17 protein-coding genes are annotated in these 23355 nt (G+C 64.3%); 5 read left to right on the top strand and 12 right to left on the bottom strand.

All coding sequences use genetic code 11. From position 1 onward, the window contains the following. Positions 1-9: 9 nt before the first annotated feature. Positions 10-4866, bottom strand: coding sequence for a hypothetical protein (locus C8K58_RS02325; RefSeq protein ID WP_108572882.1), 4857 nt, complete (start codon positions 4864-4866; stop codon positions 10-12). 139 nt (positions 4867-5005) lie between these two features. On the opposite strand from C8K58_RS02325, the gene C8K58_RS02330 reads away from it, so the two are divergent. The 4 genes from C8K58_RS02330 to C8K58_RS32610 all read left to right on the top strand — a co-directional run bounded on the left by C8K58_RS02330 (position 5006) and on the right by C8K58_RS32610 (position 7091). Continuing rightward, positions 5006-5296 carry a DUF5629 family protein gene (locus C8K58_RS02330; protein WP_027608579.1) on the top strand — a complete coding sequence of 97 codons (291 nt, stop codon included), beginning with the start codon at positions 5006-5008 and terminating at the stop codon, positions 5294-5296. Next, the gene (locus tag C8K58_RS02335) at positions 5283-6458 is read left to right on the top strand and encodes a lactonase family protein (RefSeq protein WP_027608578.1); all 1176 of its coding nucleotides are present in this window, start codon (positions 5283-5285) and stop codon (positions 6456-6458) included. The genes C8K58_RS02330 and C8K58_RS02335 overlap by 14 nt, the downstream gene beginning before the upstream one ends. A 156-nt stretch (positions 6459-6614) precedes the next feature. Then, positions 6615-6794: a hypothetical protein gene (locus C8K58_RS02340; protein ID WP_027608577.1), complete on the top strand. Its 180-nt coding sequence runs from the start codon at positions 6615-6617 to the stop codon at positions 6792-6794. Positions 6795-6965: 171 nt separating this feature from the next. Further along, complete coding sequence (locus C8K58_RS32610; protein WP_256097795.1) at positions 6966-7091, top strand: hypothetical protein; 126 nt, start codon at positions 6966-6968, stop codon at positions 7089-7091. Here C8K58_RS32610 and C8K58_RS02345 read toward each other — a convergent pair. The 3 genes from C8K58_RS02345 to C8K58_RS02355 are packed head-to-tail and all read right to left on the bottom strand — an operon-like array spanning position 7088 to position 12554. Next, a complete protein-coding gene (locus C8K58_RS02345) occupies positions 7088-7681 on the bottom strand; it encodes a glutathione S-transferase (protein WP_098479314.1) in 594 nt (197 codons plus the stop codon). The two genes, C8K58_RS32610 and C8K58_RS02345, sit on opposite strands and share 4 nt — an antisense overlap. Beyond that, a complete protein-coding gene (locus C8K58_RS02350) occupies positions 7678-11316 on the bottom strand; it encodes an SbcC/MukB-like Walker B domain-containing protein (RefSeq protein WP_108572884.1) in 3639 nt (1212 codons plus the stop codon). Before C8K58_RS02350 ends, C8K58_RS02345 begins: the two co-directional genes overlap by 4 nt. Then, entirely contained in the window at positions 11313-12554 is a 1242-nt protein-coding gene (locus C8K58_RS02355) for an exonuclease SbcCD subunit D C-terminal domain-containing protein (RefSeq protein ID WP_092356830.1), read from the bottom strand. Before C8K58_RS02355 ends, C8K58_RS02350 begins: the two co-directional genes overlap by 4 nt. Positions 12555-12743: 189 nt before the next feature. Here C8K58_RS02355 and C8K58_RS32210 point away from each other — a divergent pair, with 189 nt between their 5' ends. Continuing rightward, positions 12744-12974 carry a hypothetical protein gene (locus tag C8K58_RS32210; RefSeq protein ID WP_133822098.1) on the top strand — a complete coding sequence of 77 codons (231 nt, stop codon included), beginning with the start codon at positions 12744-12746 and terminating at the stop codon, positions 12972-12974. 284 nt (positions 12975-13258) lie between these two features. On the opposite strand, the gene C8K58_RS02360 is transcribed toward C8K58_RS32210, so the two are convergent. The 8 genes from C8K58_RS02360 to C8K58_RS02395 all read right to left on the bottom strand — a co-directional run bounded on the left by C8K58_RS02360 (position 13259) and on the right by C8K58_RS02395 (position 23338). After that, entirely contained in the window at positions 13259-14899 is a 1641-nt protein-coding gene (locus C8K58_RS02360; RefSeq protein ID WP_027608573.1) for a BatD family protein, read from the bottom strand. Next, positions 14896-16635 (bottom strand): tetratricopeptide repeat protein, encoded by a 1740-nt coding sequence (locus tag C8K58_RS02365; RefSeq protein WP_027608572.1) that lies wholly within the window; start codon positions 16633-16635, stop codon positions 14896-14898. The genes C8K58_RS02360 and C8K58_RS02365 overlap by 4 nt, the downstream gene beginning before the upstream one ends. Next, entirely contained in the window at positions 16632-17720 is a 1089-nt protein-coding gene (locus tag C8K58_RS02370; protein WP_027608571.1) for a VWA domain-containing protein, read from the bottom strand. The genes C8K58_RS02365 and C8K58_RS02370 overlap by 4 nt, the downstream gene beginning before the upstream one ends. Next, a complete protein-coding gene (locus C8K58_RS02375) occupies positions 17713-18207 on the bottom strand; it encodes a DUF4381 domain-containing protein (protein WP_027608570.1) in 495 nt (164 codons plus the stop codon). The genes C8K58_RS02370 and C8K58_RS02375 overlap by 8 nt, the downstream gene beginning before the upstream one ends. Next, positions 18204-19136, bottom strand: coding sequence for a DUF58 domain-containing protein (locus C8K58_RS02380; protein ID WP_027608569.1), 933 nt, complete (start codon positions 19134-19136; stop codon positions 18204-18206). Before C8K58_RS02380 ends, C8K58_RS02375 begins: the two co-directional genes overlap by 4 nt. A gap of 5 nt (positions 19137-19141) precedes the next feature. Further along, positions 19142-20101 (bottom strand): MoxR family ATPase, encoded by a 960-nt coding sequence (locus C8K58_RS02385; RefSeq protein ID WP_003174327.1) that lies wholly within the window; start codon positions 20099-20101, stop codon positions 19142-19144. Between the two features lie 187 nt (positions 20102-20288). Next, positions 20289-22859, bottom strand: coding sequence for a S8 family serine peptidase (locus C8K58_RS02390; protein WP_092356833.1), 2571 nt, complete (start codon positions 22857-22859; stop codon positions 20289-20291). 125 nt (positions 22860-22984) lie between these two features. Beyond that, positions 22985-23338 (bottom strand): hypothetical protein, encoded by a 354-nt coding sequence (locus C8K58_RS02395; protein WP_065927991.1) that lies wholly within the window; start codon positions 23336-23338, stop codon positions 22985-22987. Between the last annotated feature and the right edge of the window lie 17 nt (positions 23339-23355).

The following is a 23355-nucleotide window of genomic DNA, read 5'->3' on the forward strand; positions in this document are numbered from 1 at the left end:
GGCGGGGGTTCAGGCGGGCAGCAGGCTCAGGAACAGACGCTGATCCAGCGGTGCCGTGATCGGGTTGTACAGGTCGCGCACGATGCTTCGGTTATCTGCCCCGGCCTGGGCGATCAGGTCCCGGAGGGTGACAAAACGCTGTTCGGGGCGCTTGAGGTGGGCCGCCGTATAAGCGCCCGGCGGGCTGTCGGCCTGGCTGTAGTGAAAGTGCGCATACCACAGCACCGTGAGGCGGTTTTTCTCGCGCACGGCGAACTCCGACACATAGTCCTTGGCGGCGGTGCGTTGCGGGCCGTGGACCAGGCCGATGTCGACGGCGGCATGGGCGCGCAGGAATTCGATGTTTTCCTGGCGCGGGCGCTGGGCCTTGTAACCCTCGATGCAATGCTGGCGGCCTTGGGTGCGCAAATCCTCGGCGCGCAGGCGCAGGCGCTCGACGGTTTGGAGCACGTCCGGCTTGTCGGCCGCGTGGCTGGACAATTCTGTCGCGACGCTGTCGAGGCGCTCGGCCTGGTGCGCGAGCATGTCGTGCCAGTCACGCGGGTTGAGGTCATCGCGACGCGTCGGGTCGCTGAGTTTGCGTTTCTGGAAGTCGATGGAGCGCTCGATGGCCGGCACTTCTTCCTGCAACCGTTGCGCCTGGGCGCGCAGTGTGGACAGCGCCGGTGCCTGGGGTGGCTCGGCGGGACGGCTGGGCCTGGCCTCGACAATTTCCACCCAACCCTCGTTGGGGTGCTCCATAAAGCGCCCGCTGACCTGCTGGGTAATGGGGTTGCGGGTCACGATGGTGGGGAAGGGCTGGTCACGCTGCGCCGGTTCCAGGTCACCCACCAGGGGGCCCTTGTCCCGCGACTTGAACACCCGTTTGGTTCTTGACGGAGCCTGTACCGGTTTGAAGGCCCCCGGTTGCGGCGGCAGGAATTCATCTTCGCGCAGCAGCGCCGCCAGGTCGGCCTCGGCGCTGTCGCGCACGGTGTTCAACCGCTCGATCAGCAGCGGCATGTAGCGCGGGTGCGCCAGGGGCGAATCGAGTTCCAGCAGGCTCTGGTAAATCTGCAGGCGCCGGTTGTAGTGCCTGACCAGGTTGGTCAGCACCTCCTTGCGTTCGGTCGTGGTGAAACCTTCGGTGGTCAGCAGGTCCAGGTGGGAGTCTTCCAGGGCAGACAGGGAGGATTGCAGGTGCCCATGGCGCGCGAGGAAATAGTGCTCCTGCGGGGTGCTGGCCGGGATCGTCCGGTCGATGCTCAACTCGGTGAGCACATCCAGGGATTCGAGGGTGGCATTGAGGCGGTTGTAGAACCGGCGCTTGGGATGCCCGTTGAGGTAATTCAGGCGCTGGGCCGCGCCGGTTTTCAAGCGTGCGGCCATCGCCTCCAGGGTGTCCTCGATGGCAATCATCGCCTGGGCATGGCGCTCGGACACGGCAAAGTTGGTTTCCAGCAGGTCGTTGACATAGCGCAGCGCCTGCACATCCTGGGCGCTGTCTTGCAGCTCGATCAGCGATTCGCCCTGCTCGGACACAAACGTGGCCAGGTACAGGGACGACAACTGGCTGACGCGAATTTCATCGGTGGCCAGGATCGACTGATATTGCTCCACACATTGCCCTTCGTAGTCGAAGCGGCTGTCCACGGCTTTCATCCGCCCGTAGGCCTCGATCAAGGCGCGCCGTTGTTGCAGCAACTCGGCGGCGGCCGCATCGAAGCGCTCCTGAAACACCTGGAACCCGGCCCTGGCCCGGGAGCGCTGGGCGACGCTGGCGAGGTGCTCGGCCACCCGCGCCGGGTCGTCGGGTGCGCTGCGCAAGCGGATGCGGGCCAGACCCAGGGCGTTATGGGCCTGCTCGAACTTCTGCCGGGCGGCATCCAGCACCTGGTCGATAGGCTGCAGGCGTTTGATCAGGCCGCTGACCTCATCACTGATGCGATTGATCTCCTCCGACGCTTGGGTGCGCTGCTGGTCGATGTGGGCCAGCTTGGCCTTGAGGCGGTTTTTCGGCCCGCCGCCGCGCAGTTTAAGACCCAGGTCCAGGCCCCATTGGCCCTGGGCATTGCGCACCAGCACGAAGCCTGGATGCTGCGGTTTCTGCGGATGGATCAGCCACACCTCACCCAGGTCCGCGGCGATGTTTACCCGAAACAGCAGGCCGCCCACCGAGGCATGCCATTGCTGGTCGATGCGATACAGCCCTTTGAACATGCCGGCGTCCAGCGGCTCGGGGGCCGGCACCGGCCATGGCACATGCAGTTCGCGCAGGGCTTCGAGCAGGCGCCGGCGGCTGGCGTCGCGGGCGTTGGAATGGACAAAGTCGACCAGGGTGCGGTCGCCGGCCGGCGGCTCTGCGGGCAGGCCCACCGGGCCCAGTTCCACAGGTGTGGCCGGACGGGGCGCAAGGCCTGGCGGGCGCTGCAGGGCCGCGAGGGTGGCCGGTAAGGCGGGCTCCGAGGGTAACTCGAGGGTCGGGTGTTGCCGGGGGGCCATGTGCAGCAGGATCAGGCCGATGTTGAGCAGCACGTCGACCCAGGCCAGTTCGCGGGCGGCGGCGTCGTCGCCGTGCAGGGCGGCCATATCGTGCCGCAGGCTGACCGCCAGTTGCACCATCCAGCCTGCAACCAGCGCCGGCCCGCGCAGCAGCGGCAAGAGCAGGGCGTTGAACAGCAGCCAGCCACCTTCGAGCAACACCGCCCAACGGCTTTCGGCATTGGACACCGCGTCGCGATCCGCCAGGTCCACCAGCGCCCGGGCGTTGCTGCCGTAGAGGTACTGGGTCAGGTTGCCGGTGGCCAGGCATTGCGCCAGGGAACCCTCGACTTCGCTGCCATTGAACTCCTGTACCAACTGCGCGGGCGGCGGCGCCGGCCACTGCACCGTGTCGTCGCCCTGGCCGAAGCGCAGGATATGCGGGCTGCGGAAGCCGCCGTGGCTGTAGATCGGCCGGGCCTTGTCGCTCATCCAGGCCAGCACGCTGTCTTGCAGTGCACCGGGCTGGGCGATGGCGTCGAACAGGGCCGCGCGGCTGGCGAATTGCTGCAACGCGTCAGAGTACAGCGGGCGATAGAGAATCGACGGCCCGGCGTCGATGTCACGGGGTTCGATGATAAACATGTTGCCGACGATATCCGGCACGGCAGCGGGCTTGCGGGCGAAGGCCAGCGGGCGCATCACGATGTCGAGGGTGTCGACCACGCGCCCCGCCGCGCTGGCGTGCAGCACCGCCTTGACGTAGCGATACCCCAGGAAGCTGAAGCCCTGTTGCCCGCGAATCGCCAGTTCCAGGGCCTGGTGCGGCAGTTGCACGGTCAGCGCCTGGCCGAACAGCGCCTCACGCCGGCGTACCTGCGGGTTGTCGCCCAGCAGCAGGTCGCGCAGCTGTTGCGGGTAGCGCCGGCCGATATCCACTTGGCGGATCAGGCCGGGCGTGCTGTGGAACAGGCCTTTTTCCCCGAGGATATAGTCCTCGGTCAGCCAGGCCGGGAGGGCGGCCCCGGACGTGTCCTGCAGGGTCATGCGGCCGTGCGGCGCGGCGGCGAGGTTCTTGATCGCCAGCTCGGTCAGGTCCAGGGTCACCGGTGCCAGGTAACCGCTGTGCAGGTCACCCACCGGGACGTGGAAGGTCAGCCGCAGGTTGTCCGGTTCCACGCTGGCGCCAGGGTGGTCGCGGCGCATCTGCTCGCGCAGGGTGCGGGAGGCAAAGGCCGGCAGGCTCTCGACCCCGTCCAGGAACGACGCCCCGGCCTGCAGGCGTTGCAGGCGGGCCTGTTCCAACAGCCCTTGGCGATAGGCGAAACGCTGCTGGGCATTGGCGCTCTGCAGCCAGGCGGGCAACGCCGTCTGGATGGCGTCCTGATGTGTCGGGTCGGGTGCCGGCGCAGCGACAAAGGCGGCGCTGGGGTCTGTCGCCAGGGCAAAACGCTGCTCCAGGCTGCGCACGCCGTCGGAGGCGGGCAGGGCGATGGCTTCGAGGTCATCCAGTTGCTGGTTGAGCAACAGGGCGGCCTGGGTATCGAAGAGATTGCCATCGGGCTCGTAGCGCCTGACCACCACCTTGTCGACCTGCAACCGCTGGCTCAGGCGCTGGCCCCAGGCCTGGGTGAAGACCTCCAGTGAGGCGAATGGCTCGACGCTGCCCGACGCCTGGCACAGCAAGGCCTGGTGGCCTTGCACCAACAGCAGGTCGCTGCTCAGCAGGCGGGCTTCACGGCCGTGCCGGATCACACAGGCTTCCAGGCAGTAAGCATGCACAAATCCGTTGGGCCCGGCCTGGCGTTCGCGCCGGTCAGGCTGGCGGGTCACGCTCTCCAGCATGTCTCGCGGCGTGCCGGCGCTTAGCAGGCTGGCGCTGCTTTTGAGGGTGTCCGCCAGTAGATCGCCAAGCCATTGCCAGCGGCTGCTGCCGGTGTCGGCAGCGCCGTTCCAATAGGTGGCCAGGGTTTGCTGAAAAGCGATGGGCAGGGTGAAGGCCAGGTCCAGGATCAGCCGTTCGATCACCGCCATGTCCGGCTCGCGGGGGCCATTGGCCTCATAGGTCAAGCGTGAGGGCGGGCGCTGGGACAGGAAGCAGCGGCGTTGGTCGACCACCTGCGTCAGGTTCAGGGCCGTACCATTGCCCAGGTGCTCGAGGACCACATCGGTCAAGCGCCTGAGGTCCCAGCCGCGCCGCTGGTTGGGGGTGGCCAGCTTGAGGGTGGCCAGGTCCAGGGGCAGCGCCGGGAACTGTTCCTGCAGGCGCTCGTGCAGGTGCCGTTCGACCACCTGGCGTAACGTCGGGCGTGTGGCGAACTGCTGGGCGACCGCCAGGGCCGGGGTGTTGCTGCGGTGGGCGAAGTGCAGCGGCCCCGCCGGCGGGGCGTTTGAAGTGTCTGGCATAGGAGATTCCATTCTGTGGGGAGTTCGCCCCCAGAATGGCAAGCGCCGGCCGCTGCCGTGCGGTAGCCCGCTATCGCGACACGACGGCGTGGCCGGATTGGCCTATCATCAGCGTTTTTTCCAGCGATGAATGAGCCTGATGACTGCCGCTTCCCTGCTTACTGAACTCCACACCAGCGACATGCTCGAAATCGATGGGCTGCATGCCTTTGATTTCAGCCTCGACGATCAACAGTTGCTGATCAAGAGCATGGACGGCCGGGCCGAGAAACGTTGGTCCTTCAGCCTGGTGCAGGTGCAGGCCGCAACCTTCGATGACGCCTTGCAAAGCTGGACCCTCACCGGTGATTCGGGCGAGCACCGCCTGGTGTGCATGGCCGCCTTCACCGGCAACAATAACGACGAGGAAGACGAGCATGATGATGCGTAAATTCTGGCCGCTGCTGATGGCCGGCAGTGTGGGTGCGATGTCGGTGCAGGCTGCACCGGCGGACACCTATGAGTTGCTGGTGGGCAGCTACACCGCCGGCTCCAGCGAAGGCATTTATCGCCTGCAATTCGACAGCCGCACCGGGCAGTTCCAAGGCAAGCCGGTACTGGCGGCGAAGTCCGCCAACCCTTCGTGGCTGACGGTCTCCAAAGACCAGAAGCACCTGTTTGTGGTCAATGAAAACGGCCCGGGCCAGCAAGACCCGGTCGGCCGCGTCAGCAGCTACCGCATCGACCCGAAGAATCATCAGCTCACCCTGGTCAATCAGGTGCAGAGCCTGGGCAACGAGCCGACCCATTCCAGCGTCGCGGCGGATGGGCGCTACCTGTTCGTCGCCAACTATTCGGTGCTGGAAGATCCGGGCGGCAGCCTGGCGGTGCTGCCGGTGGATGCCGAGGGCAAGCTGTCGGCACCGGTGCAGTTGAGTGCACACCCGGCCAGTCGCGTGAACCCTGAGCGCCAGGCCTCCAACCATGTGCATTCGGTGGTGTCGTCGCCGGATGGCAAGTACGTGTTTGTGCAGGACCTGGGGGCGGACAAGCTGTTCGCCTATCGCTACGACCCCAAGGCCAACCACGAGCTGCCGCTGACCCCGGCCGATCCGGCCTTTGTGCCACTGCCACCGGGCAGCGGCCCGCGTCACCTGTTGTTCAGCGCCGATGGCAAGCATGCCTGGCTGACCACCGAGATGAGCGCCCAGGTTGCGGTCTTCGATTACACCGATGGCAAGCTCAGCCAGACCCAACTGGTGGACTTCGCCGCCGGCCAACCGGTATCCGACAAGGCCGGCGCCGCACTGCACGCCTCCAGCGATGGCAAGTTCCTGTACGTGAGCAATCGCGGCACCGCCAACCAGATCATCGTATTTGGCGTGGACCCGGCCACCGCCCACCTCACGGAGCTGCAGCGCCGCAGCGTCGAAGGCGACCACCCGCGGGAGTTCAGCCTCGATCCGAGCGGCAAGTTCCTGCTGATCGCCAACCAGAAGAGCAACGAAATCGTGGTGGTCGAACGTGACCCCAAGACCGGCCTGCTGGGTAAAACCGTGCAGAAACTGCCGATCGATGCCCCCAGCGACCTCAAGTTCCTGGTGCGTCAATAAGCCACAGGCCCCGCCATGCGGGGCCTGACCCTTAGTATTAATTGTATTAATAGCGGCTACTGTTTCAAAGCATTTCTAAGGTTCAATCCTCGGGCGTAAGTTGGGTTCCAAGGCCTTCCCCGGCCATCCAACCGAACGAACACAAGGGTTACCGACATGAACTTGAATCTCTTCTCCGTCATCGCCGCCTCCGCCGTTTCCGCCACCGTCGCCCTGCCTGCCGCCGCCAGCGTGGAAGTCAGCGGCAAAAAATCCAGCACCAGCGCCTACACCCAGAAATACCTGCAACAAAGCGCCAACTTCTACGCCGCCCTGGATCACAAGACCCAGCAATGAGCGCTGATTGACCCTGCACACAAGCAGACGCCAAACCACTGGAACGTAAACGCGCGTTCGAGTGGTTTGGCGTTTGTGCAGCTGTCGAAGAAAAAAATGAGGTAATGGCGCATTGCCATGTGTTTAAATTGACGCTTAAATATTGACGCGCTCTTTCATGGAATCGACAGCATGGCACTTCGACTCGCCGCACTTATCCTCGCCCTTTATTCCACCCCGATCCTGTCATCCGTGCAGTTGACGGACGGCGAACCGGAGATCGCTCGCGAGCGGTTGTTGAGTCTGATCGAAGGCTAAGTCTTCGCCATCACGCCGATAAACAGGGGCGATTGCAGGAATTCTTCCAACCAGCGTTGCAACGCTTTGTACGGCGTACCGGCAAACCATTCGCGGTCCACGTGGGCAAACTGCCGTATAAACGGCGCGAGCGCCATGTCCGCCAGGCCAGGGTGGTCGGCCAGCAGATAGGCGCGCTGGGCCAGCAACCCCTCGAGCTTCTGCAAGAACACCTCGCCTTCGGCTCGATAGTGTTCCACCGGCTGCTCGGGATAGCGTTCGGGGTACTTGTATCGATTCAAGTGATGTTTAAAGGTTGAATCGTTCTCGGCGATCAGCTCAAGTACCGCCGGATCCCCCTGCAATAACCAGTTATCCGGATCATGCCGGGCCAAGGCCCATTGCATGATCGCCAGGCTCTCGTCGATCACCACGCCATCCACCACCAGCACCGGCACCGTGCCCTTGGGCGACAGTGCCAGCATCTCCGCCGGCTTGGCCTTGAGGCTCACCTCGACAATCCGCACCGCCACCCCCGAGTAGCGCAGCGCCAGGCGTGCGCGCATCGCATAGGGGCAGCGCCGGAACGAATACAGCAACGCCTCGCTCACTTGACCTCCAGGGTGCTCAGGCCATTGCCCTGGCGCTTGACCTGGATCTGCACCGGGATGCGCTCGTGCATTTCCTGCACGTGGGAGATCACCGCCACCTTGCGCCCCTGGGCCTGCAAGCCGTCGAGGGCGTCCATAGCCAATTGCAGGGACTCGGGGTCGAGGCTGCCAAAGCCCTCGTCGATAAACAGCGATTCGATCTTCAAGGTGCTGGACGCCATCGACGCCAGGCCCAAGGCCAAGGCCAGGGACACCAGGAACGTCTCGCCGCCGGACAACGAATGCACCGAGCGCAGTTCATCGCCCATTTCCGTGTCCATCACCAGCAGGCCCAACATGCTGCCGCCGCGCTTGAGACGGTAGCGGCGCACCAATTGGCGCAGTTGCACGTTGGCATGGTGCACCAGCAGGTCGAGGTTGTAGGCCTGGGCGATCTTGCGGAAGGTATCGCCGGTGGCCGAGCCGATCAGTGCGTTCAGGCGTGCCCAGCGTTGCCACTCGTCATAGGCCTTGGCGATCTGTTCGGCCAGGGCACTGTTGGCGTTCTGGCGACGCTGGTCTTCGGACTGGCGCGCGCGCAGTTCGGCGCAGTGTTTTTCGCCGTCGGCCAAGTGTTGATTGAGCGCAGCGAGGGCGCCGTCGAGTTGTTCGGCGTCCAGGTTGCCGTTGTGCAGGGCCTGGTGTTCGGCGAGGCGTTGTTCGCGTTCCTGCAGCAATACCTTGGCTTGCTCGACGGCTTTTTCGCTGCTGTGCAGATGTTCGCGCAGCGTGGCGATGTGTGTGTCATCAAACGCCAGCAGACGCGCCAGGCCCTCGTCATCCAGCTCGGGGTGCAGGGCGCGCCATTCGGTGGTGCGGGCATCGAGGCTGTGCTGTTCGGCTTCGAAAGCTTGCTCGCGCTCCTGCCGGGCCTTGAGGTCGGCGGCCAGTTGGATCAGTTGGTTGCGGATGTCCTGCAACTGCTGGTTGGCGTCCGTCTCGCTCTGGCGTGCCTGCTCCACGGCCTGTTCCAGTTGCTGTTGCCAGTGTTCGGCGCTGGCGTGCTCGCCCAGCAAGGCCCCGAGTTTTTCCTGGGCGGCCTGTTGCTGCGCGACCAGCTCGGTAAATTGCTGGTTGAGGGCCTCGAGTTGCTGTTGGCGATGCTGCTGGTGCGTGTGCTCTTTCTCGATGGCCTGCTGGCGTTCCTGCTGCTCGGCCAGCTCATCCTTCTGATGGCCCAGTTGTTCAAGGCGTTGGCTGACCTGCTGGTCCAACTGCATAAAGGTCGCGGCCGGGTCGCTGCGCAGGCCTTCCAGGGTGTCGGCGGGGAGCAGGCTGGCGAAGGCGTTGAGTTCTTCGTCGAGGCGCTCGCGGTCGTTGGACAGCTCGCGCTGCTGGTCCACCAGCAATTGGCGCGCCTGCTGGCTCGCGTCCTGGGCGGCTTGCAGTTGTTGCTGCAAGCGCCCGGCGTTTTGCTGCAGGTTGAGCAGGGCGCCCTGGCGCTGTTCGTCCTGGGTGATGCTTTGGCTCAGTTGGCTGAGTTGCTGGGCCAACCAATGGCTGCGTTTGGCTGCGTCCTGATTGAACAGCGAGGCTGCCAGTGGGTGCGCGTCCAGGCTGGGCTGGAGCGCCTGCTGTTGGGTGACCAGCTGTTCCTGTTGTTGCAGGAATTCTTTTTGCTGGGCGATCAGGCCGCCGACTTCACCGCGCAGTTCGGTGAGTTTTTCCTTGAGGGTATCGACCGTTTTCTGCGCCGTGGCCTCTTCGTTGTCGTCGTGGCGCCCGAGACTGTGCAGCAGGGCTTCGGGCTGGTGATACGGGTGCTCGTGGCTGCCGCACACCGGGCAGGGCTGGCCGTCCTGCAGCTGCTCGCGCAATTCCTCGACGCTGGCACTGCGGGCCAGGCGCTGGCGCTCCAAGAGTTGCTTGGTCACCGTCAGGGTCTGTTCAGCCACGGCCAGCTCGGCCTTGGTTTGCAGGCCGGTCTGGTTCAGTTGGTCGCGTTGCCGGGCGGCATCGGCGAGCTTTTGCGTGAGGGCGACCGCTTGCTGCTCCAGCTGCTGCTGGCTGTCCCACAGGCGTGACAGGTCTTCGAAGGCGCGCTGCTGCTTGCGATTGTCCTGCAACAGGCTGGCCAGCAGTTGCACCTGTTCGGCCACGGCATGGGGTTCGGCGCCGGCTTCTTGATACAGCAGGTCAAGGGCTTCGCGTTGCTGGGCAAATTTTTCTGCGGCGCTGGTAGCACGCTGTTCAAGGTCTGGCAGTTCGGCCTGGCCTTTTTTCAGGCGATTACCGATCAGCATCAACTGTTGCAAGCGATCGCGGTAGGCGTTCCAGGCATCGCCCAGCGGTGCGAGGGCACTGCTGCGCTCCAGTTCGGCGGCGAGGCGTTGCAGGCGCTCGTCGACTTGTTTTTGCTTGTCGAGCAAGCCATTCAAGTTGGCTTGACCTTCAGTGCAGGCGGTTTGCGCCAACTGTTTTTCAGACGCAAATTTGCCCAGGCTCTCGGTCAGGTGGGCGAGGGTGTTTTGCGCATCGAAGGCTTGGCGTAGCAGGGGCGCGGCGGCAGTTTGTTGCTGCTGTGCGTCAACCAGCGCCGTCTGGGCCGCGGTCTGCTGTTGTTGCAGTTGCGCCTGGCGGGTCTGCAGTTCAGCCTGTTGCTCGGTGTACTGCTGAATCTGCGCGGCCAGTGGCGTCAGCAAGGTGAGCAGTTCAGCCCTGCGCGCAAACTGATGGCGCTGCGGTGCCAGTTGGTCGAGGCGGCTCAGGTCCTGGCGCTGCGTGGCCTGGTTGTCCCACTCCGCTTGCGCACGCTGGAGCTGCTCGGTGGCACTGCGCTGGCGGTCCTGCCATTCGCGCAGTTCCTTGAGCCAGGTGTGCTGTAACTCCAATTGCTTGAGTTGGGCCTGTTGGGTCTTGAGCTGTTGCTGGGCCGCGTCGAATTGCCGGTCCAGTTCGGCGCGCGCCTCGGGGGCCAGGGGCACCACGCCGGTGGCCTGGTCCTGCAGGTGTTTGTGCGCGTCCTTGGCGTCCTTGGCCTTGTCGAACGCACGGCGGCCGAGCTGGGTGTACAGCGCGGTGTCGGTGAGCTTTTCCAGCAGTTCGCTGCGTTCGTTGTCGTTGGCCTTGAGGAAGGCGCTGAACTCACTCTGGGCCAGCAGCACGGCGCGGGTGAACTGCTCGAAGTTCAGGCCCAGGGCCAATTCCAGCTGGGTCTTGTATTCGGTCTTCTGGCTCGCCAGCAGTTGGTCGCTGTCCAGGTCGATCAGGCTCTGCCGACTGTTCTGCAATTTGCCGCTGGCCTTGTCGCGGGCGCGATTGGCTTCCCAGCGCGCCCGGTAGCGACGGCCGCTGACACCGACAAAGTCCACTTCGGCGTAGCCGCCACCGGTGCCGCGCCGGATCAGGGTGCGTGGATCGCCGATGGAGATATCGCTGTCGGCATCCGGCATCTTGGCCTGGCCGGTATCGCCCAGGCGTGGCACGGCGCCAAACAGCGCCAGGCACAGGGCATCGAGCAGGGTGCTTTTACCGGCGCCGGTCGGCCCGGTAATCGCGAACAGCCCGGCACTGGCCAGGGGCTCGGCGGTAAAGTCGATCTCGAATGGCCCGGCCAGGGAGGCGAGGTTTTTCAGGCGAATGGCAAGAATCTTCATGGCTGTTCACCTGCCTGTTGCACTTCCTGGAGCAGCACGGCGAAATCCTTCAAGGTCTGTTCATCCACTTCACTGCCGTAGCTGTCCTGCCAGGCACGGCTGAACAATTCCTGGGGCGTGAGCTGGTCGAGTTCGATCAGTGCGTCTTCGTTGCTGTCGTCGCGGCGGCCTTGGCCGGCGTATTCGGCGGCGATGCGCACCAGGCGTACGGCCTTGCCTTGCAGGGCGGTTTCGATTTGCTGGCGCAGGTCCGGTTGCGGTTCGTCGAGGCGTACGCGCACTTCCAGCCAGGGGTGGCGCTGGGTTTCGGCGAGCAGGTCGATGTCGGGCAGCGCCTCCAGGGCCTTGAGGATGTCCGCCAGGGGCGCGGCTTCCAGGCGTTGCAGGTTGACCGAGCGGGGAATCAGCAGCGGTTCGACGCTGACCAGTCGTTCGCCCTGGAACGTCACATCGAGGATCTGGTGCTTATAGCCAATTTCGGAAAAGGACAGCGGTATCGGCGAGCCGCTGTAGCGAATGCGCTCCTCGCCATTGACCTTTTGCGGCTTGTGCAAATGCCCGAGGGCAACATAGCCGACACTTTTGTCGAACAGTTTGGCCGGCAGCGCCTCGGCATTGCCGATGATCAGGCTGCGCTCGGAATCTTCCGACACCGAACCGCCGGCCATGTGCGCATGGCTGATGGCAATCAACGCCTGGCCTTTCTTGCGTTTGGCGTTGGCCGCCGCGATCAGCCATTCATGGACCTGGCCGATACCCTGCAGGTAGTCGTCACCCAGGTGGGCACCGGTGACTTCCGCCGGGCGCAGGAACGGCAGCGCCAGGCACCACGCGGCGACCTTGCCCTTGGCATCCGGCAGGGGAATCAGCAGGCGTTCGGCGTCCAGCTGGCCGTCGTCCAGCCACAGCACGCGGCCCAGCGCATGGGTGCGCAGGCGCCGCATCAACGGCGCGGGCAGCTCGATCCGCGAGCCGGAGTCGTGGTTGCCGGCGATCATCACAATGGTCAGCTTGGGGTTTTGTTCGTGGGCGCTGATGATGAAATCGTACAGGCGCTCCTGGGCCTTGAGCGGCGGGTTGACCGTGTCGAAGATATCGCCGGCGATCAACAGCACATCGGGTTGCTGGGCCGCGATCTGGCGCAGCAGCCACTCGAGGAAGCAGGCGTGTTCGAAGTCGCGTTCCTGGCCGTGGAGGTTTTGGCCCAGGTGCCAGTCGGAGGTGTGGAACAGACGCAAGGCGAACTCCGTAGAGGAAAAGAGGATGAATGGCCGCCGAAAACAAAGCAGGGCGATAAAGCCGGAGAGTTTACCTGTAAATACCCTGTTACCAGGCGCGCTTGGAACTGACCGCTGATGAACATGCACTCAAAACAGGTCCCAGCTGAAGGTGGGATACCTATGAACTGTTTGAAGGATAAATTGAATATGATTGAAACTAATCCCGGTGGTGATCACCTTCGTTACTCGTTCACCTTACCTCCCCTACATCATCAGACGCCGGAAAGAAAAAGCGAGTCAAAGGAAAAGCCAATGACTCCCAGGGAAGTGCTTGAAAGTGTGACCAATGGAAAGCGCGATCAAAAACTGGCTGAGGCTGGCGCTGATTACGCGCGGTTTATGGTCAACTGGTTCGATTCCGGAAAACCCACATCATAAGGAGCCGATGCAGGAGTGCTCATCGGCATTGTCTGCCAATCAGTAGGGCCTGCTTTAACGCCTTCGTGAACCTTTAGACGGTGGATGTCCTTTGATTGATTATTTCCACGCCCCACGCGGGAATATTCAAAGGAGGGTGTCCACCCTGGATGCGGCCCGCCGCTCCGTCGGCGAGGGTGGTGGCGTTGCTGATCAAATGCACGTCCTGCAATTTTAACGGGCTCTGGATTGCTGGCCTTTAACAATGCAGGTCCCCAGGCAGCACGAGTCAAATCTGGGAGGGCTTATTTGGGATACAGCGGCGGCAAACTGGTGGTGTCCGTCGCCGGGTCCTGCTCGCGCTCGGCCATGGGGATGGCCTTGACCGCACGCCACAGCTCTTCGCCCAGCCAGTATTGACCGCTTTCGCTGTACAGCGCGCCATTGAGCCCATCCAATGCATCCGACAACGGCACGAACCGTGCCGCCATATCCGCCAACGTTTCCGGCTGTTGCCGCGCCCAGGCATCCAGCGCCTGGCGGGTGGCCTGGGGGTCGTTGGCCTGGGTGGCACGCTTGAGGTCGTCGAGCAGGGTGCGCGGGCTCGGGCCGGTTTGCGTGGCGCGCAGTACCGCCGGTTGCCGACGGGCCCGCCACCACAGGCCGAAGCCCAGCAGGGTGGTGCAGGCCAGGAGCAGGGTGCTGAGTTGCCACAGCCACAGGCGGCTGTCGTCCGGTGCGGTGATGATGGTTGGGGTGGCCGGCGTGTCCACCGCCAGGCTGGGGTTGTTGGCCACTTGCAGGGTGCGGGCCGGCAGGCTGGTGCGTTCCAGATGGTCCTCGTGGGTGTTCCACCACACCACCTCGACGGCAGGCAGTTCCAGGGCGCCGACCCGGTTGGGCACCAGGGCCTCACGGTCCTCGCGACTGCCGATCAGGCCACGGTCACTGGTCTGGTTGCCGAGCACCGGCTGGTCCGGGTAGCGGCGCAGGCCGTTGATGTCGGTGCTGGGCAGGGCCGGCAGTTGGGCGCTGGACAGGCCCTCGGCCTTGACGGTCAGGCTGCGGGTCAGGGAGTCGCCGACTTGTACATGTTCCGGCTCCGGGTTCCAGCTCTCGGTGAGCGTGAGGCTGCGGGCCGGCAGCCAGGGGGCATCGACGGGGTACAGCGCGGGCTTGGGCTTGACCGCCAGTGGCAGCGCCGCCGAACTCACATGGATCAGCTTGCCGGGCTTGGTGCCCTGCAGCGTGTTTTCCTGGGGTGGACGCGACTCCACCAGCGTGGCGCTGAACGTCTGCGACGGAATCTCCAGGGTGCCGCTGTGCTGCGGGTAGATCGCGTAGCGGGTTTCGATCACGCCATGGCGGATGCTGTTGATGACCTTTTCGTAGGTGCGCGACTCGCCCAACTGTTCGACACGGGCATCGGGGATCTGCAACGGCGTGAGACTGCTGTCGTCATACAGCGACACCGAGTGGTACACGCGCACGGTCAACAATGCCTGGGCCTGCACATAGACGCTGGTCTGGTCGAGGTTGGCTTCGACAAACACCGGGGCCAGCTCGGCGTTGGTGTCCTGGCTGGTGGTTTCCAGCACTTGCAGGCTGATCGGCTGGGTCGTGTACTCACCCACTTGCAGTGGCGGAATCACCACCGTGCCGTTCTGCTTGGGCAGCAGGGTAATGATCCAGCGCGTGGTCGCATGGTTATCGCCACCCAGTGTCGTGAGTTGGTTGAGCTGGCGCGTGCCGCTGACTTCGAATTGCGCATCCAGGGGCGACAGGTCGGGCTTGCCGAACTGGGTGACATCGCTGGATTCCACCGTCAGTTCCACCGTTTCCCCGGAATTGAGACGGTTGCGGTCGACGCTGGCGACCAGGCTGGCCGCCTGGGCGTGGCCTGCCGACAACGCGAGCAGAAGCAGAAGGGTGGTGCGGCGGCTCATCGAGTCTTGTCCTGATGCTGTTGCTGTTCGTACCAGAATTTGCGTCGCAGCAGTTCGCCGGGATTGTCCGGGATCTCCTGCAGCCATTGTTCCAGGGCCTGGCGGTGTTCACCGTCGAGGTTGGCGTCGGCAGCAAGCAGCGGCGGGGTGGTGGTGTGCTCATCGCCCAACTCGCTGCCCGGCACGTCGTTGCCAGCGGCTGGCGGCGGGGTGCCGGCCTGGGTATCGCCGCTGCCGGCTTCGCCCTGGCCCTGGGACGACTGCTCGCCACCTGTGGCATTTTGCCCAGTGGCGCCCGGTTGCGCAGTTTGGCCGGGTTGGGTGGTTTCGTCATCCTCGTTTTTTGCCTGCGTTTGCGGCTCGGGTTCTGCCTGTTCCTGGATCAGGGCTTCTACCAGGGCCTTGTTTTTCAGTGCCGGTTGCAGGTCGGGCTGGGCTTCCAGGGCTTGTTCGTAGGCGTCGATGGCCGCTTCGAGTTCACCGGACCTGGCCAGGGCGTTGCCGCGATTGTAGTGGGAATAGGCGTCATTACCCTCGGCAAACCGCTTGATGGCCTCGGCATAGTTGCCGGCCTCGTACAGGGCGACGCCTTGCCATTGGGCATCCTCGAAATGTTCGGCGGCTTCGGCGGGGCGTTTCTGCTTGAGCAGGTATTGGCCTTGCTGGTCCGGACGCAGCCACAGATCCTGGAATTCAAAGGCATAGCTGGGTTGGGGCGAGCCCAACAGCAGCAGCGGTAGAAAGAACAACCAGCCGCGCCGCCCGGCGCAGGCGGCCAGCAGCAACAGCGGCAGCAGCAGCCAGTAACCCTGGTCGGCCCAGGTGTCGAGGTGCAGCAACTGGCCGTCATTGCGCAGGGCTTGGGGCGGGTCCAGCACGCCGAGCTGGCGCAGGTCTTTATCGTCCAGGCGTGCGGCCCGGTAGCGTCCGCCCATTTCGCTGGCGAAGGCCTTGAGCGTCGGGCTGTCGAGGCGCGGTACCAGGATTGCGCCTTGTTCGTCCTTGAGGAATTCGCCGCTTTCCTGGGTCACCGGCGTGCCTTCACGGCTGCCGATGCCCAGGATCGACAGGCTCGGCGCCTGGTTGCCCTGCAGCAGCAGGCGAATGCCCTGGCGTTCCTGTTTGGACAGCGATGAGCCGACCAGCAGCAGGCGACCCTGGCCCAGGCCGCCATGCTTGAGCAGGTCCAGCGCTTTCTCCACGGCCAGGTCGGCGCGGTGGCCGGACTCCGGCATGATCGAGGGGCGCAGGGCCTCGAGCAGGTTGCGGCTGGTGGCCAGGTCGTCCGACAGCGGCACCAGGGTGTGGGCGCTGCCGGCATAGACGACGATGGCGGTTTGCGCATCGCTGCGCGCCTGCAACAAGTCGTAGAGTTTGCGCCGTGCCTGTTCGAGGCGGTTGGGCGGGCTGTCGGTGGCGAGCATTTCCGGGGTCAGTTCGAGCAGCACCACCAACGGGTCGGAGGGTTTCTGGCTGGTTTGTTCAACCCGTTGCCAGCTGGGACCCAGCAACGCCAGCACCGCCAACAGCCAGGCGAGGCCCAGCAACACCCATGGCGATTTGCTTTCGCGCCCGCTGCCACCGCTGAGCAGTACGGCGTGGAAGGCCGGCGGCAGGATCATCTGCCAGCGCCCGGCGCGCTTTTGCCGGTGCCACAGCTGCCACAGCAACCAGCCAAGCAGCGGCAGCAGCAACAGCCACCAAGGGCGGAACCAATGCGGCCACAGGGCGATCATCGACGCCTCCGCAGACGCAGGCGTTTAAGGCGCTGGCGCCATTCCGGATGCTGTTGCAGGAAGATCCCCTTGCTCGACAGTTTGTTGAACCCGCGTTGCAGAGCGTTGTTCGGCCAGCGTTCGTGGATCACCAGCAACATGCTCAGGATCAGCGCCAGGGCCAGCGGTCCGCTGTACAGCGCCTGCGCCGGGCGCGCCTGGGTGGGTTGCTGTTCGACGGGCTCGAGCTTGTCCAGTGTCTGCTTGATCGCTTCCAGCTCCTGGCCATCGCGGGCACGGAAGTATTGGCCGCCGGTGGCTTCGGCAATCGCCCTGAGTGCCGGCTCGTCGAGGTCCAGGCTCGGGTTGACGCCAAGGATGCCCAGGGAACCGGTTTGCTCGGGGTCGGCACCGATGCCGATGGGGTAGATCTTCACCCCTTCTTCGGCCGCCAGGCGCGCGGCGGTCAGTGGGTTGATCTGCCCGGCGTTGTTGGCACCATCGGTGACCAGGATCAATACGCGGCTTTGCGCAGGCCGCTGGCGCAGGCGTTTCAACGCCAGGCCAATGGCATCGCCAATGGCGGTGTTCTTGCCGGCGATGCCGATGCGCGCTTCATCCAGCCAGGTGCGCACGGTGCGGCGGTCAAAGGTCAGCGGCGCCTGGAGATAGGCCTGGCTGCCGAACAGGATCAGGCCCACGCGGTCGCCTTCGCGGCCTTCAAGGAAGTCGCCGAGCAGGTGCTTGACCAGGTTCAGGCGGCTGACGTCTTCGTCCTGCCAGTGCATGTCGGGGAAGTCCATGGAGCCGGACACGTCCACCGCCACCAGCAAATCGCGGCCGCTGGCGGCAATCGGCAGTGGTTCGCCCAGCCATTCCGGGCGCGCAGCGGCGGTCAGCAGCAGCAGCCACAGCACCACGAAGGGCGCCTGTTGGCGCCAGCCCGGCAGGTTCACCCGCGCACGGCGGCGGGCCAGGCTTTCGAGATCGCCGAGGTAGCTGACTTTAAGGGCGGGCTCGCCGCTGTCGGCCGCCGGCAGGATGAACCGCATCACCCAGGGCAAGGGCAACAGGACGAAGATCCACGGCCAGGCGAACTCAAACATGTTTGCGAATCCAGGTGTCGACCGCTTGGGTCAGGCCGGCGATGGCCTTGTCGTCGAGTTTACATTCGGGTTTGTAGGCTCCCTCCACCAGCACCATCCAGCGCGTGAGGCCGGCGGCGGGGCAACGGTTGTCGAGGAATGCCAGCCATTTGCGGCCGTTGAGGGTATGGCTCTGGCTATAGGGATAGTCGTTGCGGCACAGGCGCTTGAGCAGGCCATTGAGCTGTTGCAGCCAGGCACCGGCGGGCGCGCCATCGTAGGGTTTGGGCATCAGCGCCAATTCCGCCAGGGCGGCGATGCGCAGCGGGTCCAGCGGTTGTTCGGCGCGGGCCAGGGGGCGTCGAGTCGGCAAGAAGCGGCGCAGCGACCACACCCCCCAACCCAGCAGCGGGATGACCAGCAGCAACAGCCACCAGCCCGGCGCGGGCGGCCAGAAGCCGATGGGCGGCGGGGCGATCAGCGGTTGCAGTTGGTCGAGGCTGCTCATTGCTTTTTAACCGGGCGTTGCGGGTTGAGGTATTCGCGCAGTTGTTCGACCATTTCGCTCTGGGTGCTCAGGGGCATCAACAGGATTCGCAGTTTCTGCGCGAGCAGTTCCCAGCGGGCGATGCGCGCTTCGGCCTGGGCCTTGTAGGCCTGGCGCAAATCGAAGTTCAGGGTATCCAGTTCCAATTGCGCCCCGCGCTGCGCAAAACGCAGCAGCCCGGCGGCAGGGAGCGCGTGGTCCAGCGGGTCGGAGATCGGCAACAGCAGCAAGTCGCAATGGCGTGACAGCAGGCTCAATTGCTGCTCGGCGCCCTCGGTGAGGGCACGTTCGTCGCAGATCACGATTACCAGGCTGCCGGGACGCAGCACTTCGCGGCCACGGCGCAGGGCCATGCCCAGGGCGTCGGCCTCCGGGCGGCTTTCGGTGTCCAGGCTCTGGTTGACGCGCACCAGGCGGTTGAGCAATTGCAGCAGGCTTTGCTTGCTGCGGCGCGGCTTGATTTCGTAGTGCTCGTTGTCGCCGAACACTAGCCCGCCGACGCGGTCGTTGTGCCCCAGCGCGGCCCAGCCGATCAGGCTGGCGGCTTGAGCGGCGAGCACCGATTTGAACATTTGCCCCGAGCCGAAAAACAGCCGGCAGCTTTGCTCCACCATGATGAAAATCGGTCGTTCGCGTTCTTCGTGGAACAGCTTGGTGTGCGGCTCCTGGGTGCGCGCGGTGACGCGCCAGTCGATGGTGCGCACGTCGTCGCCGGCCTGGTACACGCGCACCTGGTCGAAGTCGACACCGCGCCCGCGCAGCTTGGAGTGGTGCAGGCCGATCAGCGGGCTGCGCTGGCTTGGCGTGGAAAACAGCTGCACTTCGCGCACGCGGTGGCGCATCTCGATCAGCTCGCTGAGCGTGACGCGCACCCCATCGCTTGCGTTCATCGACTTCAAGCGACGGCAACGACGTCGAGAATGCGTTGCACCACACGGTCCTGGTCAATCCCGGCCGCTTCGGCTTCGAACGACAGGATGATGCGATGACGCAGCACATCGAACAGCACCGCCTGGATGTCTTCCGGGCTGACAAAGTCGCGACCGGCCAGCCAGGCATGGGCGCGCGCGCAGCGATCGAGGGCGATGGAGCCACGGGGGCTGGCGCCGTAGGCGATCCACTCGGCCATCTCGGGATCGAACTTGGCCGGGGTGCGCGTGGCCATGACCAGTTGCACCAGGTATTCCTCCACCGCATCGGCCATGTACAGGCCGAGGATTTCCTTGCGCGCGGCAAAGATCGCCTGCTGGCTGACACGGCGCTCGGGCTTGGTTTCGCCGTTGAGGGCTTCGCCACGGGCCTGTTGCAGGATGCGCCGTTCGACGGCCGCGTCGGGGAAGCCGATCTTGACGTGCATCAGGAAGCGGTCGAGCTGGGCTTCGGGCAGCGGGTAGGTGCCTTCCTGCTCGATGGGGTTCTGCGTGGCCATCACCAGAAACAGCGGGGACAGGTCGTAGGTACTGCGCCCGACGCTGACCTGGCGCTCGGCCATGGCCTCCAGCAGCGCCGATTGCACCTTGGCCGGGGCGCGGTTGATCTCGTCCGCCAGTACCAGGTTGTGGAAGATCGGCCCTTGCTGGAACACGAAGCTGCCGGTTTCCGGGCGATAGATCTCGGTGCCGGTGATGTCGGCGGGCAACAGGTCGGGGGTGAACTGGATACGATGGAACTGCGCTTCGATGCCTTCGGCCAGCTCTTTGATCGCCTTGGTCTTGGCCAGGCCCGGCGCGCCTTCCACCAGCATATGGCCGTCGGCGAGCAGGGCGATCAGCAGGCGATCGATGAGTTTTTCCTGGCCGAGAATCTGCGTAGAAAGAAAGGTTCGCAGCGCGAGCAGCGCTTCACGATGTTCCATCGATGACGGTTCCTGGAGAGATGAGCCTGTGCGTCATGTAACAAACGACAGCCTGGGGCGCCTACTTTAATGCATGGCAGGGGGTGGCGACTAACGGCACGCGGGGTATTTTTAGCAAAACTTGTAGGAAAATTGTGTGAGAGGCACAAAGGGCGGTGAGCAGGCGTGCCCGCTCACCGCCTCTGCTTCAACGGCAGGGCACCCCGGGATGCCAAGGCTGGCTGTGCACGGCAGAGTTGAGATCCGGGCGTTTACCGAGGCTGTAGAAGTTCTGTTTGTAGACCATGCCGTTGTACGCCACCGCCTCTGCGTAGGTTGAATACACCTTGGTGGGCGACCACGCCGGAATATCGCCACAACTGCCCGAAGGTGGCGGGGCCTTGACGGTGATCGGTTTTTCCAGTCGCAGCGTACCGCCGCGTCCGTCACTGACCACGACACTGACGATGACGCGGGTATCGCCGCTGACGGCAGGGGCGGTGAGGGTGACGCTGCGGGTATTGCCGATGGTGCCGGTGAAGCCGGTCGGGCGCGTCCAGGTGTAGCTCATCGGGTCGCCGTCAGGGTCGCTGGCGTTGGCGATGAAGCTCACGACCTGGCCCGAATCGACCGTTTCGCTGCCCTGCAGGCTGCCGACGGGTGGGCGGTTGGCGGGGGTGCCGGTGGTCACCGTGAGGGTGTGGCTGGCGGTTGCGCGGCGCTCGCGTTCATCGGTGACGGTCAGGGTGATGACGCGTGTTCCCGCCGTATTCGGGGCAATGAAGCTGCTGGACGCTTGCGCCGAAGAATCCGGGTTGAAGCCAGTGGCCGCCCAGGCGAAGCGCAAGCCTTGGCCCGTGGAGGAAGCCCCCGATAGCAGCACCGCCTTGCCGGCTTCAATACTGGAGGGGCCGGTGATCCTGGCGACCGGCAGCGCGCTGCCGCAGGTGCCCAGGCGCCGCCAGGGTTTGGCGGAGCCGGTTTCAACAAAGTTCAGATCGGGACGAGCGTTTTGCGTCCAGTGCGCCACTTGGTAGTTGTAACCGCTGTAGGAGACTTTTTCGCCGACCACGGCATACACCTTGCTCGCAATCCAGGGGGCGGCGCAGTCGCCGACCGGAGGCGCGTCAGGGGCCTTGATGGTGATGTTTTCCCTCAGGTTGAGGGTGTGGGTGCCGTCGGACACCGCCACGGAAATCGAGGTCAGGGTATCGGCGGTTACGGGCGGTGCGGTCAATGACAAGGTCGGCCCATCCCCGTCCGGTGGGGTAAACCCGTCGGCATTCCAGCGATAGGTCAGCGGTTTTTGCGTGGGCGATTGCGCATAGACATGGCCGTTGAACGTCTCTCCCGATTTGGCTTGCTCGGGGATGGCCAGCCGGCCCGTGGGCGGTTGGCCGGCGCCGTCGGCAAGCAGTTTGCGGATGGCGGCCTCCAGGTCCGGCTGCACGCCAATCTCGGTGCGGTTGCCGTTGGCTTGTGGATAGCCGGTTTCTACCAGGATCCTGCGCAGCTCCTTGGGTGCGAGGTTGCCCAGGCCATTGGCCCGCGCCACACCTTGCAGCGATGCCATCACCCCGGCAATGATCGGGTTGGCGGAGGAGGTGCCGCTGTAGGTGTGGGTATAGGCGCTGGTGGGGTTGGCGGTGGTCCAGGTCGTCGTGGTGACGGAGCCGCCCCAACTGAACAGGTCGACGCGTCGGCCGTATTGGGAGTAATAGGCTCTCAAACCGCTCGTGGGGTACACGGCGCCCGCGTAGATGCTGCCGGAATCGAATCTGTTGCGATCAAAGTAGCCGTTGAAGTAGGGGTGGTCCAGGTTGATATTGCCGTTTGCCGCAGCCAGTACGACATGCACACCTTTTTCCATGGTCAGGTAGGTAATGATGTCGCGTACCGTTCGGTTGTATTCCACGGGCATGTAGCAGTTCTGGCTGCAACCGACTGCTGGAAAGGGCGTGTAATTCATATGCACGCCCAATTGCACCACATCGCCGGGGCTCAGCAGTTCGGCGGTTTGCAGCAATCGGCTGGGGCCATATTGCGAATAACCCAGTTGTGCATGGGGCACGATGCCGGTGGTGCCGAAGCCATTGTCCCTGGAGCCGATGGTGCCGACGCTGGCCGTGTCGTGGTAGCCGGTGATGGCCCCTGCATCGACTTCCAGAAAAGGCTTGGGCAGGTCCACGTGGTTGTAGGCCCAATGATCGATCTCCGAAGAGATCACCCGCATGTTGTTGCCCTTGCCACCGGGTACGGTCCAGGCCTTCACCGCGTTTACACCGCCGATGTTGTAGGGCGGTACGGCTTGTCGGCCGAGCAGGTAGTACTGGCGTCCGGTATGGTCCGGTATGCCGCTGCGCGCACTGCCCGCGATGGGGTCGGCCTTGTCCTCGTGCATGCCCTCCACCACGGGTTCAAAGTCGACGTCTTCTATGACCGGGTCTTGCTTGAGTTGCTGGCGCAGTGCGTCAGCCTGCCTGTGGCTCAAGTGGCGGGTGTCGACGATGTAGTAGCGGTCCAGTCGATGCCGGCGCAGGGCTTCTACATCCGCCAGCGTGCGGGCCTTGCTCGGCGTTACCAGCGGCTTGATGTTGGGCACGCGGTGCTGGAAGGTGCTGGAGGGGTCGACGAGGTCCTGAAGATTTCGCGACCTGGATCCGTCATCTTTGATCAGCAGGATCAAATGTGAGTAGTCAATGTTGGCTGCGGATGCCGCCAGCGCTGATGAAGCCGTGGTCAAAAGGCCAATAGCCAGAAACTTGCTGATGGATTTCATCGAGGCACCCGTGCAGTCACCGTTGCTTTGCTCAGCTAAGGCCGGAAACACGGGGCCGGGTACTGTTAGAAATAACAGTACCGACCAACGGTCAAGGGCATCGGTGAAGGCTGCGCCAGTGCGATTCAGGCGCGGATGTAGGTGCCGGTGCCCTTGAGAATGTTCTGCAGGGTCTGTTCCACTTCTGCCATCTCCGCTGCGGCGGTGGCGTGGGTTATCTCCAATTGGTCCTTGCCGCCCAGTGCATCGGCATCGCCCGCCGCCAGCTCTACCCGCAATGTCGTATCGCTGAGGGTGACTTTCAGCCCATCCAGGGTCGACGGCTCGTAGTCCCAGGTCAGTTCCACTTCGTCTTCGTCGGGGTAGCGGGTGAGCATGAACATCTCGCCGTTCCTGCCGTGGCAGCAGAGCATGGCCATGTTGTCTTCTTCGTCGTCGCACGGGGTGGCCATCAGGGCGTCGGTTTTCAGTTGCAGCATGGGGAATCCTGTCTGGG

Source organism: Pseudomonas sp. GV047 (genome assembly GCF_003058245.1).
GTDB classification, from domain to species: domain Bacteria; phylum Pseudomonadota; class Gammaproteobacteria; order Pseudomonadales; family Pseudomonadaceae; genus Aquipseudomonas; species Aquipseudomonas marginalis.

Bases quoted from the DNA above. Each gene is read 5' to 3' on its own strand.
- C8K58_RS02335 (WP_027608578.1), top strand. From the start codon at position 5,283: ATGATGATGCGTAAATTCTGGCCGCTGCTGATGGCCGGCAGTGTGGGT.
- C8K58_RS02385 (WP_003174327.1), bottom strand. From the start codon at position 20,101: ATGGAACATCGTGAAGCGCTGCTCGCGCTGCGAACCTTTCTTTCTACG.
- C8K58_RS02395 (WP_065927991.1), bottom strand. From the start codon at position 23,338: ATGCTGCAACTGAAAACCGACGCCCTGATGGCCACCCCGTGCGACGAC.
- C8K58_RS02330 (WP_027608579.1), top strand. From the start codon at position 5,006: ATGACTGCCGCTTCCCTGCTTACTGAACTCCACACCAGCGACATGCTC.
- C8K58_RS02340 (WP_027608577.1), top strand. From the start codon at position 6,615: ATGAACTTGAATCTCTTCTCCGTCATCGCCGCCTCCGCCGTTTCCGCC.
- C8K58_RS02365 (WP_027608572.1), bottom strand. From the start codon at position 16,635: ATGATCGCCCTGTGGCCGCATTGGTTCCGCCCTTGGTGGCTGTTGCTG.
- C8K58_RS32610 (WP_256097795.1), top strand. From the start codon at position 6,966: ATGGCACTTCGACTCGCCGCACTTATCCTCGCCCTTTATTCCACCCCG.
- C8K58_RS02360 (WP_027608573.1), bottom strand. From the start codon at position 14,899: ATGAGCCGCCGCACCACCCTTCTGCTTCTGCTCGCGTTGTCGGCAGGC.
- C8K58_RS32210 (WP_133822098.1), top strand. From the start codon at position 12,744: ATGATTGAAACTAATCCCGGTGGTGATCACCTTCGTTACTCGTTCACC.
- C8K58_RS02375 (WP_027608570.1), bottom strand. From the start codon at position 18,207: ATGAGCAGCCTCGACCAACTGCAACCGCTGATCGCCCCGCCGCCCATC.
- C8K58_RS02370 (WP_027608571.1), bottom strand. From the start codon at position 17,720: ATGTTTGAGTTCGCCTGGCCGTGGATCTTCGTCCTGTTGCCCTTGCCC.
- C8K58_RS02350 (WP_108572884.1), bottom strand. From the start codon at position 11,316: ATGAAGATTCTTGCCATTCGCCTGAAAAACCTCGCCTCCCTGGCCGGG.
- C8K58_RS02380 (WP_027608569.1), bottom strand. From the start codon at position 19,136: ATGAACGCAAGCGATGGGGTGCGCGTCACGCTCAGCGAGCTGATCGAG.
- C8K58_RS02390 (WP_092356833.1), bottom strand. From the start codon at position 22,859: ATGAAATCCATCAGCAAGTTTCTGGCTATTGGCCTTTTGACCACGGCT.
- C8K58_RS02325 (WP_108572882.1), bottom strand. From the start codon at position 4,866: ATGCCAGACACTTCAAACGCCCCGCCGGCGGGGCCGCTGCACTTCGCC.